The 20,025-nt window shown below is 34.3% G+C and carries 18 protein-coding genes and 1 riboswitch; all 18 genes read left to right on the top strand.

The genetic code is table 11. From position 1 onward, the window contains the following. Positions 1 to 1,236 (top strand): molybdopterin molybdotransferase MoeA, encoded by a 1,236-nt coding sequence (locus CDO51_RS01670; RefSeq protein ID WP_089022558.1) that lies wholly within the window; start codon positions 1 to 3, stop codon positions 1,234 to 1,236. Continuing rightward, positions 1,233 to 3,161: a molybdopterin biosynthesis protein gene (locus CDO51_RS01665; protein WP_089022557.1), complete on the top strand. Its 1,929-nt coding sequence runs from the start codon at positions 1,233 to 1,235 to the stop codon at positions 3,159 to 3,161. Before CDO51_RS01670 ends, CDO51_RS01665 begins: the two co-directional genes overlap by 4 nt. A 12-nt stretch (positions 3,162 to 3,173) precedes the next feature. Continuing rightward, positions 3,174 to 3,662 carry a MogA/MoaB family molybdenum cofactor biosynthesis protein gene (locus CDO51_RS01660; protein ID WP_089022556.1) on the top strand — a complete coding sequence of 163 codons (489 nt, stop codon included), beginning with the start codon at positions 3,174 to 3,176 and terminating at the stop codon, positions 3,660 to 3,662. Between the two features lie 284 nt (positions 3,663 to 3,946). Continuing rightward, a complete protein-coding gene (gene groES, locus CDO51_RS01655; RefSeq protein WP_089022555.1) occupies positions 3,947 to 4,234 on the top strand; it encodes a co-chaperone GroES in 288 nt (95 codons plus the stop codon). 29 nt (positions 4,235 to 4,263) lie between these two features. Beyond that, positions 4,264 to 5,910: a chaperonin GroEL gene (groL, locus tag CDO51_RS01650; protein WP_089022554.1), complete on the top strand. Its 1,647-nt coding sequence runs from the start codon at positions 4,264 to 4,266 to the stop codon at positions 5,908 to 5,910. Positions 5,911 to 6,036: 126 nt separating this feature from the next. Further along, positions 6,037 to 6,717, top strand: coding sequence for a tetratricopeptide repeat protein (locus CDO51_RS01645; RefSeq protein WP_089022553.1), 681 nt, complete (start codon positions 6,037 to 6,039; stop codon positions 6,715 to 6,717). Between the two features lie 32 nt (positions 6,718 to 6,749). Then, entirely contained in the window at positions 6,750 to 8,282 is a 1,533-nt protein-coding gene (gene guaA / locus CDO51_RS01640; protein ID WP_240503455.1) for a glutamine-hydrolyzing GMP synthase, read from the top strand. A 45-nt stretch (positions 8,283 to 8,327) separates the two neighbouring features. Next, positions 8,328 to 8,429, top strand: a riboswitch (purine riboswitch). Positions 8,430 to 8,582: 153 nt separating this feature from the next. Continuing rightward, positions 8,583 to 9,719 carry a 5-(carboxyamino)imidazole ribonucleotide synthase gene (locus CDO51_RS01635; protein WP_089022551.1) on the top strand — a complete coding sequence of 379 codons (1,137 nt, stop codon included), beginning with the start codon at positions 8,583 to 8,585 and terminating at the stop codon, positions 9,717 to 9,719. A gap of 18 nt (positions 9,720 to 9,737) precedes the next feature. Further along, the gene (gene purE, locus CDO51_RS01630) at positions 9,738 to 10,265 is read left to right on the top strand and encodes a 5-(carboxyamino)imidazole ribonucleotide mutase (RefSeq protein ID WP_089022550.1); all 528 of its coding nucleotides are present in this window, start codon (positions 9,738 to 9,740) and stop codon (positions 10,263 to 10,265) included. After that, positions 10,258 to 11,550, top strand: coding sequence for an adenylosuccinate lyase (purB, locus tag CDO51_RS01625; RefSeq protein ID WP_089022549.1), 1,293 nt, complete (start codon positions 10,258 to 10,260; stop codon positions 11,548 to 11,550). Before purE ends, purB begins: the two co-directional genes overlap by 8 nt. A gap of 29 nt (positions 11,551 to 11,579) precedes the next feature. After that, on the top strand, positions 11,580 to 12,314 hold the full coding sequence (purC, locus tag CDO51_RS01620) for a phosphoribosylaminoimidazolesuccinocarboxamide synthase (protein WP_089022548.1): 735 nt from the start codon (positions 11,580 to 11,582) through the stop codon (positions 12,312 to 12,314). Then, complete coding sequence (purS, locus tag CDO51_RS01615) at positions 12,307 to 12,564, top strand: phosphoribosylformylglycinamidine synthase subunit PurS (protein ID WP_089022547.1); 258 nt, start codon at positions 12,307 to 12,309, stop codon at positions 12,562 to 12,564. The genes purC and purS overlap by 8 nt, the downstream gene beginning before the upstream one ends. Then, positions 12,561 to 13,280: a phosphoribosylformylglycinamidine synthase subunit PurQ gene (gene purQ, locus CDO51_RS01610; protein ID WP_089022546.1), complete on the top strand. Its 720-nt coding sequence runs from the start codon at positions 12,561 to 12,563 to the stop codon at positions 13,278 to 13,280. Before purS ends, purQ begins: the two co-directional genes overlap by 4 nt. Continuing rightward, a complete protein-coding gene (gene purL, locus CDO51_RS01605) occupies positions 13,246 to 15,468 on the top strand; it encodes a phosphoribosylformylglycinamidine synthase subunit PurL (RefSeq protein WP_089022545.1) in 2,223 nt (740 codons plus the stop codon). Before purQ ends, purL begins: the two co-directional genes overlap by 35 nt. Then, positions 15,453 to 16,853, top strand: coding sequence for an amidophosphoribosyltransferase (purF, locus tag CDO51_RS01600; RefSeq protein ID WP_240503454.1), 1,401 nt, complete (start codon positions 15,453 to 15,455; stop codon positions 16,851 to 16,853). The genes purL and purF overlap by 16 nt, the downstream gene beginning before the upstream one ends. A 1-nt stretch (position 16,854) precedes the next feature. Further along, positions 16,855 to 17,916: a phosphoribosylformylglycinamidine cyclo-ligase gene (purM, locus tag CDO51_RS01595; RefSeq protein WP_089022544.1), complete on the top strand. Its 1,062-nt coding sequence runs from the start codon at positions 16,855 to 16,857 to the stop codon at positions 17,914 to 17,916. After that, positions 17,909 to 18,523, top strand: coding sequence for a phosphoribosylglycinamide formyltransferase (gene purN, locus CDO51_RS01590; protein ID WP_089022543.1), 615 nt, complete (start codon positions 17,909 to 17,911; stop codon positions 18,521 to 18,523). Before purM ends, purN begins: the two co-directional genes overlap by 8 nt. Next, the gene (gene purH / locus CDO51_RS01585; protein WP_089022542.1) at positions 18,520 to 20,022 is read left to right on the top strand and encodes a bifunctional phosphoribosylaminoimidazolecarboxamide formyltransferase/IMP cyclohydrolase; all 1,503 of its coding nucleotides are present in this window, start codon (positions 18,520 to 18,522) and stop codon (positions 20,020 to 20,022) included. The genes purN and purH overlap by 4 nt, the downstream gene beginning before the upstream one ends. The last annotated feature ends 3 nt before the right edge of the window (positions 20,023 to 20,025 follow it).

Raw genomic sequence — 20,025 nt, 5'->3', positions numbered from 1 at the left:
ATGTTTGAAGTAATATCAGTTGATAAAGCAAGAGAGAAAATTTTACAGTATCTAAATAAAAAGAAAATTGAAAAAGTATATTTTTCTGAAGCACTAGGTCGCGTGACAGCAGAGAACATTTACTCTCCGATGAATTTACCTCCTTTTTCGCGTTCTACTGTTGATGGTTATGCTGTTAGATCTTCAGATACTATCGGTGCATCAGAATCGTTACCTGCATTACTAAACTTAAAAGGGATAATAGAAATGGGCAAAAGTTCTGATATAGCAATTAACTCTGAAGAGGCGATGGGAATTTCAACAGGTGGTATGCTTCCGGAGAATGCAGATGCTGTTGTTATGATGGAGAATACAGACTCTTTTGATGATGGATCTATTTTAATTAATGAAAGTGTTGCTTCAGGAGAAAATGTAATATGGGAAGGAGAAGACATAAAAAGTAAAGAGTTAGTCTTGAAAAAGGACCATGTTATTAGAGAACAAGACATAGGAGCATTATCTGCTTTAGGTATTCTTGAAATTTTTGTTTATAAAAAACCGACTGTAGGAATAATTTCTACAGGTGATGAATTAGTGTCTCCTGAAGAAGAACTTACCCCAGGAAAAATAAGAGATATAAATTCTTGGGCTATTAAGGCTTGTGTAGAAAAAGCACAAGCTATTCCTAAATTTTATGGTATTATACAAGATGAACAAGATGAATTTTATGAAACTTTAACTAGAAGTCAAATAGAATGTGATTTAGTAATAATTTCAGGTGGTAGCTCTGTAGGGACAAGAGATCTTGCAGCTAAAACAATTAATGATTTAGGAGAACCTGGTGTTATTTTTCATGGAGTTTCTGTTAAACCTGGAAAGCCAACGATATTTGGTTTAGCACAAGACACACCTATATTTGGACTTTCTGGTAATCCAGTGAGTGCTTTGGTGACTTTCGATCTGTTTGTTAGGCCAGCAATTAGACGTTTGTTAGGTCTAAAGCCATACGATGAATCGGAACAGGTGAGTGCTAGAATTACAAGAAATCTGTCTTCTAAAGGTGGTCGTGAAGATTATATAAGGGTTTCATTAACTAGAAAAAATGATGGCACACTTGAGGCAGAACCAATTTTAGGGGAATCGGGTTTGATTTTTACATTAGTAGAAGCTGATGGAATCATTCGTATTCCACAAAACACTGAAGGAATTACAGCTGGTGAATCTGTACAAGTTTTCAAACGTGGGGTGATAAAATGAAAAAGAGAAAAAAAAGGAGGAAGGTTTATTTAGATAATACTCCCTTAGATGAAGCAATTGATAATTTTTTTAATGTTTTAGAGGAGATAGGAAAAGATAGCTTACCAAGTGAAACTGTAAAGACCGAGGATGCACTTCATAGGATAACAAGAGAACCGATTTTTGCAAAAACATCTTCTCCACACTATCATGCATCTGCTATGGATGGTGTAGCTGTAAAATCCCAAAGTACACATCGGGCTTCATTAAGGAACCCAAAAGTTTTATCTATTCCTGAACAAGCAGAAATAGTTGATACAGGTGCACCACTTCCAGAAGATAAAGATGCAGTAATTATGATAGAAGATGTGGATTGGGCTGGTAAAAAAGAAATAGAAATTGTTGAACCAGCAGCTCCATGGCAGCATGTTAGGACAATTGGGGAAGATTTAGTTGCAACCGAATTAATTGTACCTGCAGGTCAAAAGTTGAAACCAGTAGATATAGGTGCAATATTAGCTGGTGGAATTACAGAAGTATCGGTAGAACCTAAACCTAAAGTTTCAGTAGTACCGACAGGCACCGAGTTAGTTGAACCAGGTTCAGATCTTGAACCAGGTGATATTGTAGAGTTTAATTCTCATGTCCTTTGTGGACTTATTAGTGAATGGGGTGGAACACCTTTTCGAGAAAATAAATTAGATGATGATTATGAACAGATTGCTGATACGGTGAGAAATTTAACATCAAAGCAAGACTTAGTAGTGGTAAATGCGGGTTCTTCTGCAGGTAGTCATGACTATACATATCAAGTTATAAAAGATTTAGGAGAAGTGATTTGTCATGGTGTTGCTATAAAGCCTGGAAAGCCAGTTATACTAGGTATAGTTGATAAAACACCAGTGATAGGTATTCCTGGATACCCTGTTTCAGCTACTTTAACTATGGAATTATTTGTTAAACCAATTTTATATTATTGGCAGAACCGTAAACCATATATATCAAAACAGATTAGAGCTAATATGTCGAGGCGTGTAGTATCGTCTTTTAATGCTCAAGAGTATTTAAGAGTAAAAGTAGGTAAGGTTGGGGACAATTTTGTGGCTACACCTCTAGGTAGAGGTGCAGGGATGATTATGTCACTAGTTAAAGCTGATGGAGTAACTGTAATACCTCAAATGAGAGAAGGTATTGAAAAAGGCGAAGAAGTGGAGGTTGACTTATATCGTCCAAAAAATGAAATAGAAAGTACAGTAGTAGGGATTGGAAGCCATGATATATCATTAGATATATTATCAAATGAGCTACATAAGCATTTTCCACCTTATAGTTTATCATCTGCTCACGTTGGTAGTATGGGTGGAATAATGGCTCTAAAAAGAGAAGAAGCACATATTGCAGGTGTGCATCTTCTAGATTCTGAAACTGGTGAGTATAATAAACCACATATTGAAAAGTATTTAAAAGAAGAAGATGTAGTTTTAGTTAACCTAGCCTATAGAGAGCAAGGTCTAATAGTAAGTAAAGGAAACCCTAAAAATATTACTGGTTTACATGATATAGTAAGAGATGATGTCTCATTTGTAAACAGACAGAAAGGTGCAGGGACGAGAATCTTACTAGATTATAAATTAAAAGAACTAGGAATTAATTCTGAAAATATCTTAGGTTATGATCGAGAAGAAGTTAACCATCTGTCTGTAGCAGCTGCGGTCAATGGAAATACAGCAGATTGTGGATTAGGGATTAGAGCTGCTGCGGAAGCTTTAGATCTAGAGTTTGTACCAGTTGCAAAGGAACGTTATGATCTTGCGATACCTAGAAAGTATTGGGAGTGGGATGGAATACAATATATTTTACAGGTAATCAGAAGTGAAGGTTTTAAAAATTCAATTGATGAATTATCAGGTTATGATCTATCTTCAAGTGGTCAGATATTACACTAAGGAGTGATATCTATGTATAAAGCAGGGGTAATTACAGCTAGTGATTCTCGATCAAAAGAAGGGAAAACTGATGAAAGTGGTGCTCTTTTAAAGTCTAAATTAGAAAGTTTAGAAATAGAAGTACAAGAGTATCAAGTTATTCCAGATGAAAGAGGTGAATTGTCTAATTTAATGAACCAATGGTGTAATCAAAATCTGAATTTAATATTAACAACAGGAGGAACAGGTTTAGGACCTAGAGATTTTACACCAGAGGCAACTAAAGACATCATTGAAAGAGAGGTACCGGGAATAAGTGAAGAGATGAGACGTGTTAGTAGTCAAAAAACTTCAAAAGGGATGTTGAGCCGTGGGATATCAGGTATTAAAAAACAAACTTTGATAATTAACCTGCCTGGGAGCCCAAAGGCAGTAAAAGAGTGTTTTGAAACAATAGAGCCAGCTCTGATACATGCATTAGATACTTTAACAGGTATAGCCTCTGAGTGCGCTAGGAAATAGCACTCAGAGGCTAATAGTTTTAGAAAAAAATTGAATAATTTTATAATTTTGGTTAATAATACTTTGGAGAAAATAAAAATAAAAAAAGTAGAATTGAAGAGCATAAGAGAGAATTGGGGAGCTATTTTGAAATATTGTTAGATATTGACTGATATTTTTCAAAGAGAAGTCTTGCCTTATATGTTTACATTTACTAATATTATAAGTGTAATTAGCACTCGGTGAAGGTGAGTGCTAACAAATTGTATTAATTACATACAATACAAATCAAAGGAGGGTTTATAATGAACTTAAAACCGCTTGGAGATCGAGTTGTTATTAAAGTTTTAGAACAGGAAGAAAAAACACAAAGCGGAATAGTTTTACCTGAAAAAGCTAAGGAAAAGCCACAAGAAGGTGAAGTTGTTGCTGTTGGAAGTGGCAAAGTTTTAGATGATGGATCTAAAATTGATCTTGAGGTTAAAAAGGGAGATAAAGTAGTCTACTCAAAGTTTGCTGGAAATGAAGTGGAAGTTAATGGAGAAGAATACTTAATTATGCGCCAAGATGATATTTTGGCAGTATTTGAATAATAAAAAAGATAAAAAGGAGGTAATGTGCAATGGCTAAAGATATTAGGTTTAGAGAAGATGCTCGTGGAAGATTAGAGAGTGGTGTTAATAAATTAGCGGATACTGTTAAAGTAACTTTAGGTCCAAAAGGGCGTAATGTTGTATTAGATAAGCAATTTGGTTCACCTCAAATTACAAATGACGGAGTTACTATTGCTCGTGAAATCGAGCTTGAAGATAACTTTGAAAATATGGGTGCTCAGTTAGTTAAAGAAGTTGCTACTAAAACTAATGATGTAGCAGGAGACGGTACTACAACTGCTACAATTTTAGCTCAAGCAATGGTTAAAGAAGGTATTAAGAACGTAACTGCTGGTGCCAACCCAATGATTATCAAAAAAGGAATTCAAAAAGCTGTTGATAGAGCTGTGGAAGAATTACAAAAGAATGCTGTAAGTGTTGAAGATAAAGAATCTATTTCTCAAGTTGCTGCAATTTCAGCAAATGATGAAGAAGTAGGTGCTTTAATTGCTGAAGCAATGGATAAAGTAGGTAAAGATGGAGTTATTACAGTAGAAGAATCTAAGAGCTTCAAGACTGATCTAAATGTTGTAGAAGGTATGCAATTTGATAGAGGATATGTTTCTCCATATATGGTAACTGATAATGAGAAGATGGAAGCTGTTCTTGAAGATCCATATATTCTAATTACTGATAAGAAAATCGGTAACATCCAAGAGATTCTTCCAGTATTAGAAAAAGTTGTTGAACAAGGAAAGCAAGTTCTGCTTATTGCGGAAGACATTGAAGGTGAGGCTCTTGCTACATTAGTTGTTAATAAACTTCGAGGTACATTCACTTGCGTAGGAGTTAAAGCTCCTGGTTTCGGAGATAGAAGAAAATCTATGTTAGAAGATATTGCTATTCTAACAGGAGGACAGGTAATCAGCGAAGATGTAGGTCTAGAGCTTAAGAATGCTGATATTAGTATGTTAGGTAAAGCTCGTCAGGTAGTAGTAACCAAAGATGATACTACTATTGTAGATGGCTATGGTAATGAAGAAGATATTGATAAGAGAGTTTCTCAAATTAGAACACAAATTGAAGAAACTACTTCTGATTTTGATAGAGAAAAATTAGAAGAGCGTTTAGCTAAACTTGCTGGTGGAGTTGCAGTTGTAGAAGTAGGTGCTGCAACAGAAACTGAAATGAAGGAAAAGAAATTACGTATTGAAGACGCATTAAACTCTACAAGAGCTGCAGTTGAAGAAGGTATTGTAGCTGGTGGTGGAACAGCATTGATTGATGTTCTTCCGTCATTAGATGATGTAGAAGCTGAAGGTGACGAGGTTACAGGTGTACAAATTGTTAGACGTGCTCTTGAAGAACCTGTAAGACAAATTGCTCATAACTCTGGAGCTGAAGGTTCAATTGTAGCTGAAAGAGTTAAAAAAGAAGATACCAATACTGGATACAATGCTCTTGAAGGTGACTACACTAATATGTTAGACAAAGGCGTAGTTGATCCTAAGAAAGTTACTAGAAGTGCTCTAGAAAACTCTGCAAGTATCGCTGCTATGTTCTTAACTACTGAATCTGTTGTAGCTGATCTTCCAAGTGACGATGACAGTGACGATGGTGGCGCAGGAGGAATGGGTGGCGCCCCAGGAATGGGCGGCATGCCAGGAATGATGTAATCACATTGATGTGATATATAAACCCCGACCCCAAATCTTTGGGGCGGGGTTTTCCTTGTTTGACATAGGGTTTAGCAAGCTATATAATTTATTCAAGTACTAGAATAATATAAAGGAGAGTTATGCATGAGCTTTTTCATGAAACCAAAGAAAAAAGCCTTGAGAAAAGTAGCTTTGGTAGCTGCTGTTTTATTTATAGCTTCTGTTGCTTTAGGAGCAGGTATAGGAGCTTTAGACTTTCTAGGTGGTGAACCACAACATCAGGTAAATATTGAACAAGAAAAAGAACAACTAGCTCACTTTGAGGAAGAGGTAAAAGAAAATTCAGAAGATGTTGGTGCGCTGATGAATTTAGGGCAACAACAATTATTCTTAGGTATGATTTATGCAGAACAAGAAAATGACTTAGAAAAAGCAGAAACTTACTTTGAGAAATCTCAAGAAACTTATGATGATGCTATTGAATTAGATCCTGAGAATGTAGATTTATTGGTTGATAAAGCTTCAGCTGCTTTTTATTTAAATGAAGTTGAAAAAGCAGAGGGATTATTAAGTGAAGCATTAGAAATTGAACCAGAACACAACGAAGCTTTGTATATGTATAGTAATTATTTAGCTTATATTGAAGCTGACTTTGAAGCTGCAATTGAGAAATTAGAGACAGCTTTAGATAGTAAAGATTTAACTGATCATAATCGGGAACAATATGAAATGATGATAGAACAATATGAAGTTATGAACGAGTCTACAGAAGAAAATATAGAACAACAACTAGATGTTGAAGAAGAACAAGAAGATCAAGAATAATAATTTGATAAATGAATATAGGAGGGAGTACTTTGTCAAGGGAACTAGTAGTAGTTATCGATTTTGGGGGTCAATATAGTCAATTAATAGCAAGAAGAATTCGTGAAGAAAGTGTATATTGTGAAATTCATCCGTATACTATATCTGTTGAAAAAATCCAGGAACTATCACCTAAAGCTATTATTTTATCTGGTGGGCCAAGCAGTGTTTATTTAGATGAATCACCAGATATAGATAGTGAAATTTTTGAGCTAGGGATACCAGTTTTGGGAATCTGTTATGGAATGCAAATAATGGCTAAAAAATCAGGTGGTAAAGTAGTTCGAGCAGAAAAAAGAGAGTATGGTAAAGCATTGTTTGAAGTTTTAAATGGAAACCATCTAACGGAAGGTTTGTCAGGTGAATTATTAGTTTGGATGAGTCATGGAGACTCTGTTGAAGAGTTACCTCCAGGTTTTAAAGTCATGGGTAAAACTGATAACACACCAGTTGCTGGTATCTTTAATCCACAAAAGCAACTATATGGTGTTCAGTTTCATTTAGAAGTATTGCACACACCAAAAGGACAAGAAATGTTAAATAATTTTCTTTTTGAAATAGCAGAACTGTCATCAGACTGGACTATGGATTCCTATATTGATGAAACTGTTAATAGTATAAAAAAAGAAGTTGGAGATAGAAATGCTATTTGTGGGTTATCGGGTGGCATAGATTCGACTGTCGCAGCCGTTTTAGTTCAACAGGCAATAGGCGATAATTTAACATGTATTTTTGTTAACCATGGCCTTTTAAGAAAAGATGAAGAAAACCAAGTGTTAGAACTATTTAGAGAGAAATTTGATGTTAAAGTAGTATATGTTGATGCTAGAGAGCGCTTTCTATCCAAACTAAAAGGTGTAACAGACCCTGAACAAAAACGGAAAATTATTGGTGAAGAGTTTATTAGAGTCTTTGAAGAAGAAGCGAGAAAGATTGGAGACGTTGACTTTTTAGTTCAAGGCACTTTATATACTGATGTAGTCGAGAGTGGCACAGAAACTGCTAGTGTCATTAAATCCCATCATAATGTTGGTGGTCTACCAGAAAAAATGGAGCTTTCTTTAATCGAACCTTTAAATTCATTGTTTAAAGATGAAGTACGCCAAGTTGCAAAAGAGCTTGAGATGCCTAAAGAAGTTGTTTGGCGACATCCTTTTCCTGGTCCAGGCCTAGCAATTAGAGTGCTAGGTGAAGTTACTGAAGACAAACTTTCTATTTTAAAGGAAGCTGATGCAGTAGTTGCTGATGAATTAAAAAAAGTTGGCTTATATCATGATATTTGGCAGTTATTTACGGTTCTACCTGACATTAAGACCGTAGGAGTAAAAGGTGACGAACGTTCCTACGATTATCCAATTATCCTTCGTGCTGTAAATAGCCAGGATGGTATGACAGCAGATTGGTATCGCTTTTCGAATGATGTATTAGAGAGTCTGTCAAATCGAGTAGTGAACGAGGTTGAAGGTGTTAACCGTCTAGTTTATGACATTACATCTAAACCCCCAGCTACAATCGAGTGGGAATAGGTCTTTACAAATTACTCGGAACCTGTTATTATATACTCAACAAATCGAACTTAAATTTAAATCTCTCGTATAAATTCGGGAATAAGGCCCGAAAGTTTCTACCTAATGACCGTAAATCATTTGGCTACGAGAGAAAGGGTACCTAGGGTTCCGGGGATTTTTGTAAAATTATCCTGACCGGTCCAAGTGGTACTTACCTTTGTAAAAGGGTACACCGAAGGGATAAAAGCCCAGGCGGGTAGGTTTCTCTCATGAGTCCTACCCTACCTGGGCTTATTTGTTTAGATAAGGAGGTTTTTTATGAACTATGAACCTGGAATTACTTTAGGGATTGTAGGTGGAGGACAATTAGGACGAATGCTTACCATCAAAGCAAAAGAGCTTGGTCTTATGGTTGTGGTATTAGATCCAAAAGCAAATGCTCCGGCTGCACAACTTGCAGATAAACATATTAAAGCAAAATTTGATGATAAAAGCGGATATGAAAAGTTGCACCAAAACAGTGATATTATCACTTTTGAATTTGAACATATAAGTGCTGAAAATTTAAAAATGTTAGAAAATCAAGGTGCTATAGTACGACCAGGAGCTAATACGTTATCTAAGATTCAAGATAAAGGTATTCAAAAAGAAATGTTACAAACATTAACAGAAGAAGAGTTGGTGCCAAAATTTAAGGTAGTGACTAATAAAAAACAAGCAATATCTGCAATAAAGGAATATGGCTATCCAGTTATGGTAAAACTTTGTACAGGTGGGTATGACGGTAAAGGAAATTTTTTATTACAAGATGAGTCTGAGATTGAAAAGCTAAATGACTTACTAGAAAAGCACAATAAGTTATTAATTGAAGAATATATTGATTTTGAAAAAGAAGTTTCTGTAATGGCAGCTATAAATTCTAAAAAAGAAAAAGTTACTTTCCCTTTAGTTGAGAATTATCATTCAAAGGAAATCTTACATGTAACTAAAGCACCTGCTGAAGTATCTAACACAACACATAAATTGGCAGCACAAAAAGCTCTTGAAATTATTGATTTTTTCGATGATCCAGGTATTTATGGGATAGAGTTTTTTCTATTAAAAGATGGTAGGCTCTTAGTTAATGAAATAGCTCCGAGGGTTCATAATTCTGGACATTATACAATTGAATCGTGTAATATCTGTCAGTTTTCTATACATTTAAGAAGTATTTTAGGGCTACCTTTAGTTGACCCCATTTTAGAGAAAAAAGCATGTATGATAAATTTATTAGGTACTTTTGAAGGAAAACTGAAAATTGATGATTTTAATTCACTCTTTGAACAGCCTAATGCTTATCTTCACTTATATGGTAAAGATGAAGTTAAATTTCAAAGAAAAATGGGTCATGTTACTTTAACAGGTGATGATTGTGATGAACTTATTTCAAAAGCAAATAAACTAAATTTGCTTTGATTAAGGAGGGAAGAGAGTATGGATAATAAGGTTGGAATAATTATGGGAAGTGACTCTGATTTACCAATTATGAAAGAAGCATGTGACGTATTAGAAGAATTTGGGATTAGCTATGAAATTGATATAGTATCTGCCCATCGAACACCTAACAAAATGTTTAACTATTATAAAAGAGCATTGGATTCAAATATCAAGGTTATTATAGCAGGTGCTGGAGGAGCTGCCCATCTTCCTGGAATGGTAGCTTCATTGACAGATCTTCCTGTGATAGGAGTTCCCATTAAAACTAAATCGCTTAACGGTATTGACTCATTGTATTCAATAGTACAAATGCCAAAAGGAGTGCCGGTAGCTACAGTAGCTATAAATGGTTCTGAAAATGCAGCTATATTAGCGGCTAAAATACTAGCAACTAACGATAAAAATATTCTAAATAAACTAACTGAATTTAGAAGTAATCAAAATGACCAAGTAATTAAAAAGAGTGAACAACTACAAAAACAAGGTTATCAGAATTATTTAGAAAGGATGAGAATAAGTGATTGAAAGATACCAAACTGCTGAAATGAAACAATTATGGGATTTAGAAGCTAAATTTAAGAAATGGTTAGATGTTGAAATATATGCAAGTGAAGCTTTTTCAGAGCTTGGTGAAGTCCCAAAAGAGGCCGTGTCAAAAATTCGTGAAAATGCCAAAATAGATGTATCTCGTATATTAGAAATAGAAGAAGAAACACGTCATGATGTAGTAGCTTTTACCAGATCATTATCTGAAAATATGGGTTCTGAGAAAAAATATGTTCATTATGGGTTGACTTCTTCAGATGTTGTTGATACTGCATTAGCAGCTTTAATTAAGGATGCATTATCTATTATACAAGATGAGTTAGATCAATTAATTGAGGTTTTGAAAGATAAAGCTAATGAGTATAAATATACACCCATTATAGGTCGTACCCATGGTGTTCATGCAGAACCTACCAGTTTAGGGCTTAAACTAGCACTTTTTTATGATGAGATGACTAGAAATAAAAAGCGACTAGAACAAGCAAAAGACTCAATAAGTGTAGGAAAAATATCAGGCGCTGTAGGCACTTTTGCTAATGTACCTCCCTTTGTAGAAGAATTTGTCTGTGAAAAGATGGGTTTAAAACCTGCCTTAACTTCTACACAAATTCTACAAAGAGATAGACATGCTGAAGTAATGTCTACTTTAGCTATTCTTGGTGGTACTATGGATAAAATCGCAACAGAAATTAGAAACTTACAAAAATCTGAGGTTAGAGAAGTAGAAGAACCATTTTATAAAGGGCAAAAAGGTTCTTCTGCAATGCCGCATAAACGTAATCCTGTTAATTGTGAGAAAATTTCAGGTCTTTCGAGGGTACTCAGAAGTAATGCAGTAACTGCTTTTGAAAATCAACCATTATGGCACGAACGAGATATATCTCATTCATCTGTTGAGAGGATAACTATCCCTGATAGCACTACATTAACTCATTATTTATTAAAGATATTAAAAAGAATCATTACTGATCTTCATGTCTACCCAGAAAATATGAAAGAGAATATTAATAAGACATATGGACTCGTATTTAGTCAGAGGGTACTTTTAAGATTGATTGATAAGGGGTTATCTAGAGAAGAGGCGTATGACTTAGTGCAAAAACATGCTATGAAATCCTGGGAGAATGGTAAAAACTTTAAAGATCTATTAAAAACTGATGATAAAATTCTCGAGTTATTACCTGGGGATGAGCTAGATCAGTGTTTTGATACTGATTGGTATATGAAAAATATAGACTATATTTTTAAGAGATTGGGCATCTAGCCCAATCCTCTATAAAAGGGGGATATACTATGGTAACTAAAGGTTCAATTTTGTATGAGGGGAAAGCAAAAAAAGTTTATTCACTCCAAAATAACAATCATGACAACCAATGTGTGCTTGAGTTTAAAGATGATCTTACAGCTTTTGATGGAAATTTAAAAGACTCTCGTGATGGAAAAGGAATATTAAATAACAAGATTAGTTCTCAGTTACTAAACTATTTAGAGAATCAAGGTGTATCAACTCATTTTATTAAATGTTTATCTGATCGTGAAATGCTAGTTACAAAGACTAAAATTATCCCAATAGAAGTAGTCGTTAGAAATATAGTGGCAGGTAGTTTAGTTAACAGATTAGGACTAGAAAAAGGGACTGAATTAGCGTACCCGGTAGTAGAATTTTATTATAAAGAGGATAAGCTAAAAGACCCTCTAATTAATGAACATCATGCTATAGCTATTAACCTAGCTACTTCATATCAACTAAAAGAAATGTCAAATTTAGCTTTACGCATAAACCAACTACTAAAACAATATTTTTATGATCTTAACTTAATTTTAGTTGATTTTAAATTAGAATTTGGGCGTGTATCAGGTGAAATTATTTTGTCAGATGAGATTACACCAGACACATGTCGATTATGGGATAAATTAACTAAAGAAAGTTTAGATAAAGATAACTTTAGAGAAAACAAGAGAGATGTGTTAGCTGGTTATGAAGAACTATATCAGAGAATACAAAGGAGGTTAGAAAAAGATGTTTAGAGCTCAAATCAAAGTTAATTTAAAGACTGGTGTGCTAGATCCACAGGGTGAAGCTATAAAGGATTCTTTACATTCCATGAACTTTAATGAAGTAAATGATGTTAAAGTTGGAAAACTGATTACGTTATCATTAGAAGATAATGATAGAGAACAGCTAGAAAAAAGAGTAGAACAAATGTGTGAACGTTTACTCACAAATCCAGTAATTGAAAATTACCAATACGAATTAGTGGAGGTAATGTCAAAATGAATTTTGGTATAGTTGTTTTCCCAGGCTCAACATGTGACCGAGATGCTTTTCATTTTATTAAAGATGTATTACAAGAATCAGTTACGTATTTATGGTATAAAGATAGCCTACCAAAAGAGATCGATTGTGTAATCCTTCCTGGAGGTTTTAGTTATGGTGACTATTTACGTCCTGGAGCAATTTCTGCCCATGTACCAATTATGGAAGATGTAATCAAATTTGCTAATAATGGTGGGTATGTAATTGGTATATGTAATGGTTTTCAAATATTAGTTGAATCGGGTTTACTTCCCGGAACTTTGATTCAAAATAAGCAATTAAAATTCGTCAGTAAAAGTGTTTATCTACGTGTTGAAACAACAGATACTCCTTTCACAAACCAATTAAATAAAAAAGAATCTATCTGTTTACCAATTGCCCATGGTGATGGAAATTATTATATTAGCCAAGATGAACTTAAACAGTTAGAGAGTAATAATCAAATTTTATTTAGATATGTAGATAGAAATAACGAGCCTACTAGTAATGCTAATCCGAATGGTTCAATCCAAAACATTGCCGGGATTTCAAATCTAGACAAAAATGTTTTAGGTATGATGCCTCATCCAGAACGTGCAGGTGAAAAAATACTTGGTTTAGAAGACGGGTTAAAAATCTTTAAATCTATTTTAAAACACTGGAATGAACAGGGAGGGGATAAATTTGGCTCTTACTAATATAGAATTACAGACAATTAAAAATTTACTGAAAAAAGAACCAAATGAAGTAGAACGTGGGATGTTTGAAGTGATGTGGAGTGAGCATTGTAGCTATAAAAATTCTAAACCTTTATTAAAAGAGTTACCTAGTAAAGGTGAAAACGTTATTCAAGGTCCTGGGGAGAATGCAGGGGTTATAAGTTTAGGAGATGGAGATGCTGTTGCCTTTAAAATAGAAAGTCATAACCATCCTTCTGCTATAGAACCTTATCAAGGTGCTTCAACTGGTGTTGGAGGGATAATTAGAGATGTAATCTCAATGGGAGCAAGGCCCACTGCTCTATTAAACTCTCTTAGATTTTCACCATTAAAGACTAAGAGAACAAGATATTTGTTCGGTGGAGTTGTATCAGGAATAGGGGGCTATGGAAATTGTGTAGGTGTTCCTACAGTAGCTGGTGAGGTTTATTTTGATCCTTCATACAATGAAAACCCTTTGGTGAATGCTATGTGTGTTGGTACGTTAAAAGAAGATGAACTCTATCGAGGTGAAACTGGTTCTCCTGGTAACTTATTATTATTAGTTGGGTCAAAAACCGGAAGAGATGGTATTTTAGGTGCAAGTTTTGCATCAGAAGCTTTGTCAGGTGATAATGCCTCTGATCGTCCTTCTGTTCAAGTAGGAGATCCATTTATGGGTAAGTTATTAATTGAAACATGTCAAAATCTACTTAAAACTGAATCATCTGCAATAGTGGGATTACAAGATCTAGGTGCAGGAGGATTAGTTTCAGCAGCATCAGAGATGGCTAGTAAAAGTGATATGGGAGTAACGATGGATGTTTCACAAGTTCCTTTAAGAGAAGAAAATATGACACCTTATGAAATTATGCTAAGTGAATCTCAGGAACGGATGTTGTTTATCGTGAAAGAAAGCCAAGTAGAAAGGTTAAGGGATAAAGTTAAAGAGTTAGGCTTAGATGCTTCTGTAATCGGAGAAGTTATTGAAGAAAAAAAACTTATAGTAAATAATAGAGATATTACTGTTGCGAATGTCCCCCCAAGAGCCTTAACTGACAATGTGCCAGAAAAATTACGAGAAATTAAATTTCCTCAGTATTTAACTGAACAATGGAAACAAGAGCCTCAGGTATCACAAAAACTGCAAACAATGATAACAGCAAATAATTATTCTTACGAAAATTTAATCATTAATATGCTTAACTCTCCTAATATTGGATCAAAACAATGGATTTATGAACAGTTTGATTATACTGTTGGTGCAAATACTGTTAAAGCCCCTAAAAGTAATGCTTCTGTAGTTAGACTAAAAGGAAAAAATAAAGGTATTGCCATTAACTGTGATGGCAACTCAAGATATGTTTATGCAGACCCAAAGAGAGGGGCTAAAATAGCTGTTTGTGAAGCCAGTAGAAATCTAGTAACTACTGGAGCTAAACCTTTAGGATTAACTAATTGTTTGAACTTTGGAAACCCAGAAAAACCACAAATATACTACCAGTTAGCTAATACCATAAAAGGTATGAAAGAGGCATGTGAAACTTTAGGTATACCAGTAACAGGAGGGAATGTCAGTCTTTATAATGAGGGAGAGAATGAAGATATAAAACCAACACCAGTCATTGGTATGGTAGGTTTAGTTGAAGATCTTAGTAAAATTATGTCAGCTGACTTTAAAGATGAAGGAGATATGTTAGTTTTATTAGGTGAGACATATGAAGAATTAGGTGCTTCTGAATTAGGATATCTATTAACTGAGAAAACGATAGGTCGTACACCCGAAATAGATCTGTATAAAGAACAAAATTTACAAGAGTTTATACTGAAAATAATAAATTCTGAATTAGTTAAATCCTGTGATGATTTATCTGATGGTGGATTAGCTGTTTCTCTAACGAAAAGTTGTATCCTTGGTAACATTGGTTGCACTATAGATTTACCGACAGATAAATCTATGTTGACTTGGTTATTTTCTGAAAGTCAATCTAGAGTATTAGTATCAGTTTCGAGTGACAAAGTAGATAGTTTAGTAGAATTAGCAAAAAAAGATGATATACCATCTCAGGTGATAGGGACAATTAACGAATCTAGATTATCTATAACAAAAGGTGATGAAGAGATAAATCTAGGGATAAATGATTTAAAAAATTCTTGGGAGGGAGCTATACCGTGGATTATGGATTAAAAAATCAAGATAAATTATCTGAAGAGTGCGGGGTAGTTGGTATGTTTGCTCCTGAAAAAGATGTACAAAGCTATATACATTTTGGGCTATATGCACTTCAACATCGAGGGCAAGAGAGTGCTGGCATATCAATTAGTGATGGATCAGATATAAAAACTAAAAAAAAAATGGGTCTAGTTAGTGAAGTTTTCCAAGGAGATACTCTAGAGAACCTTTCAGGTTATAATGCTATAGGGCATGTTCGTTATTCAACAGAAGGTGATAGCTCAGTTACTAATGCACAACCATTGACCATAACCTGTAAGCTAGGTAAGATTTCTATTGTTCATAATGGAAACCTAAAAAATGCTAAAGGGTTAAGAAAAAGATTAGAAGAGGAAGGTACAATTTTTCAGACTACTACTGATAGCGAGATATTAGCACACTTGTTAGCTAAATCAAGCTATAACAATATAATAGATGGGCTAAAAGAAGTAGCATCAATGATGAAAGGTGGATACACTTTTTTACTAATGACTACAGATAGACTCATTGCTTTTAGGGATGCTCATGGATTTAGACCATTATCACTAGGAAAGGTTGATGGTGGTTATGTTCTTTCTTCTGAAACATGTGCTTTTGATACTATAGGAGCAGAATATGTGAGAGATATTTCACCTGGAGAGATGGTAGTGATAGATAAACAAGGTATTACGAGTACAACTTTATTAGAGCCGAAAGATCCTTCTCTTTGTATATTTGAATACATTTATTTTGCTCGTCCTGATAGTAATTTAATTGGTAAAAATGTTCATTTAGTAAGAAAAGAACTAGGGAAAGAACTAGCAAAAGAAAGCAACATTACAGCAGATATAGTTTCTGGTGTTCCTGATTCAAGTCTTTCTGCAGCGTCAGGAGTTGCAGAAGCTCTTAATCTTCCATATGAAATGGGACTTATTAAAAATCGGTATATTGGTAGAACATTTATTAAGCCAAATCAAGAAATGAGAGAGTTGGGGGTACAAGTTAAACTAAACCCAGTTAATGCTACAGTGTTTGGGAAAAGAATTATATTAGTAGATGATTCAATTGTTCGAGGTACTACTATTACTAACATTATTAAGACATTGAGAGATGCTGGAGCTAAAGAAGTGCATATACTGATAAGTTCACCACCAGTGAAATTTCCTTGCTATTATGGTATTGATACATCTTCTTGCGGTGAGTTGATTGCATCCAAACTTAATGTTGAAGAAATAAGAACAGAAATTGGTGCTGATAGTTTACAGTTTTTAAGTATCCAAGGAATGGTTAGGGCAGTTGAACGTGTGCCTGGGTTAAATGAAAATACAGGTTATTGTTTGGCCTGTTTTAATGGAGAATATCCTGTAACAGAGGAGGACTAATATGGGTGATAACTATAAAAGTGCCGGGGTGGATATTGAAAAAGGTAATAAAATAGCACAAAATATCCAAAATATCGCCACTGATACAATAGAAAATACTGATAACGCAGAAATTTTATCGGGTGTAGGTGGTTTTGGTGCTCTATTTCAACTAAAAGCAAACTACCAAGATCCAGTGTTTGTAACCTCTACTGATGGGGTTGGAACAAAACTGAAGCTTGCTAAAAAAGCTGGTATTTTTGATACCATAGGTATAGATTTAGTAGCCATGTGTGTAAATGATATTTTAGTACAAGGTGCTAAACCACTTGTTTTTTTAGATTATTTAGCTATGGATAGCTTAAATGAACAAACTATTCAAAAAGTTTTAAGTGGAATTACGAAAGGTTGTAGTCAAGCTAGATGTAGTCTTGTTGGCGGAGAGACTGCAGAAATGCCTGGCTTTTATCAAAATGATTTGTTTGATCTAGCTGGCTTTACTGTTGGTGTAGTTGAAAAAAAAGATATGGTAGATGGTTCAGATATAAAATCAGGTGATCTAATATTAGGTATTAGCTCTTCGGGGATTCATAGTAACGGATACTCCCTTGTAAGAAAAACCTTATTAAAAGAAGAAGGTGGCAAATTTTGTTTAGATGATACACCAGATGAACTTGAAAATTCTCTTGAAGAAGAGCTTTTGAAACCAACTAAAATTTATGTAGACTTAGTGCACTCGATTTTAGAACAATCTAATGTGACTGGTATGGCTCATATTACTGGTGGAGGCTTATATGATAATATAAGTCGTGTGCTATCTAATAACTGCGCTGTCAGAGTATCTAGACAAAAAGTTAGAAGTTTAACTAAACCAATTTTTGATTTAATTCAAAAATCAGGGAAAATTACAGAAAAAGAAATGTTTCAAACCTTCAATATGGGAGTTGGGTTTGTTTTAATACTACCGAGAGAAGAAGCGCATGAAGCTAAAAAAATGCTTGATGATAAAGGGGAACAGGCAGAGATTATAGGTGAGGTGATTGAAAAAAGGCAAGAACTCCAGGGTGTGATTATGGATGATTAACCCTCAATTTGCTGTTTTCGCTTCTGGATCAGGTACTATCTTTCAAGATATAATTGATGCATATAAAAAAGGCGAAATTCCCGGGGAGCTTTCTGTATTAATAACAGACAAACCTAATTGTTTAGCTAGACAAAGAGCTATAAGAGAAGGTATAGCCACAAAAGTTTTTTCAATTAAAGATTATGGTGAAAAAGAAGTTATGGACAGAGAAATGGTAACATATCTTCAGGCAAATCAAATTGAGTATATAGTACTAGCAGGTTATATGAAAATTCTATCTTCTTATTTTATAAGAAACTATCAAAATTGTATTATAAATACACATCCTTCTCTTTTACCATCTTTTAAAGGGTTAAATGCAGTACAAAAAGCGTACGATTATGGGGTTAAAGTAACAGGGTGTACAGTGCATTTTGTAACAGAGAAAATGGATGAGGGACCGATATTACTACAAAAAGAAGTGAATGTTTTACCCGATGATACTGTAGAATCTTTAACAGAAAAAATAAAAGAACAGGAACGTAAGTTAATAGTAAAAGCACTTAAAGCACTATTATTAAACCAAATAACGGAAACAAGAAATCAGAGGTGGGTGATGACAGAATGAAAACGAAAGTTTCTAGAGTTTTAATTAGTGTATATGATAAATCTAATGTACTTAATCTTGCAAAAACTCTTGAAGCTTGTGGGACGGAAATCATATCAACTGGAGGCACTCTAAAATATTTGCAAGATAATGGTGTAGATGTTAGGGGTGTAGAAGATATAACAGGTTATCCTGAAATCCTTGGTGGTCGTGTGAAAACTCTACATCCTAAGATACATGGTGGAATCTTAGCGAAACAAGGCACAGAACCTGAATTGAAAGATCTAGATATAAAACTTTTTGATCTTATTGTTGTTAATCTATATCCATTTAATGAAGTTATAAAACAAACTAATGTGTCCCTAGACGAAATTATAGAAAATATAGATATAGGAGGCCCGACATTAATTAGAGGGGCTGCTAAGAATTGGAATAGAGTAACAGCTTGTGTTGATCCAAAAGATTACAATAAGTTAATAGAGGAATTAACTGAAAACCAAGGAATTTCAGAAGAACTCAGAAAATATTTAGCCAAAAAAGCATTTAGCCATACAGCTTATTACGATTCAGTTATTGCAGAATATTTAAACGGAGATTATAACTTAGAATTGCCTGATATTAATTCTTTATCGAAAAAAGACTTAAAGTATGGAGAAAACCCACACCAAAAAGCAGTATTTTTAGAAGATCCAAATAGGTCTTTTATTCAGCACCAGGGAGATACCTTATCTTATAATAATTTAGTTGATATTGATGCCTCACTAGAATTAGTATCAGAGTTTAACTCTAAAGCATGTGTAGCAATTAAACATACTAACCCGTGTGGTGTGGGTGTATCTACCGATATATTGACAGCCTTTGAAAAAGCATATGCTGGTGATCCTGTGAGTATTTTTGGTGGGATAGTTGCCTTTAATGATCAGGTGACTGAAAAGTTAGCACAAAAAATTACGTCTATATTCTTAGATGTTGTTATATCTCCATCTTTTACAAAAGAGGCACTAGAAGTTTTAGCAAAAAAACCTAGATTAAAGGTTATAGAAACTAAAGTAGATAAGACTAAAGCAAAACAAATAAGAACTGTATCTTTTGGTTATTTAGTTCAAGAAAAAAATATAAAAATCTCTCCATTAGATAGTTGGAATCTAATGACAGGACCAAAAGTATCAGATGATCAGTTATCTGATTTAGTAGTGGCTGAAAAAGTTGTAAAACATGTGAAGTCAAATGCAATCGTTGTAGTAAAAGATGGTCAAACATTAGGAATTGGAGCGGGTCAAATGAATCGTATTACAGCAAGTAAGCTTGCTTTAGAGCATGCGGGAGAGCATGCAAATGGAAGTGTGTTAGCATCAGATGCATTTTTCCCGTTTGATGATGTTGTGAAAAAGTGTGAAGAATATGGAGTTTCATGTATTATTCAGCCTGGTGGGTCTAAACGTGATCAAGATTCCATAAAAGCAGCTTCTGATGCTGGGATTTCAATGTTTTTTACAGGTGTACGTCATTTTAAGCACTAAAGA

This window comes from Natranaerobius trueperi, from assembly GCF_002216005.1.
GTDB classification, from domain to species: Bacteria; Bacillota; Natranaerobiia; order Natranaerobiales; family Natranaerobiaceae; genus Natranaerobius_A; species Natranaerobius_A trueperi.
This window is presented reverse-complemented; position numbering and strand designations above follow the sequence as displayed.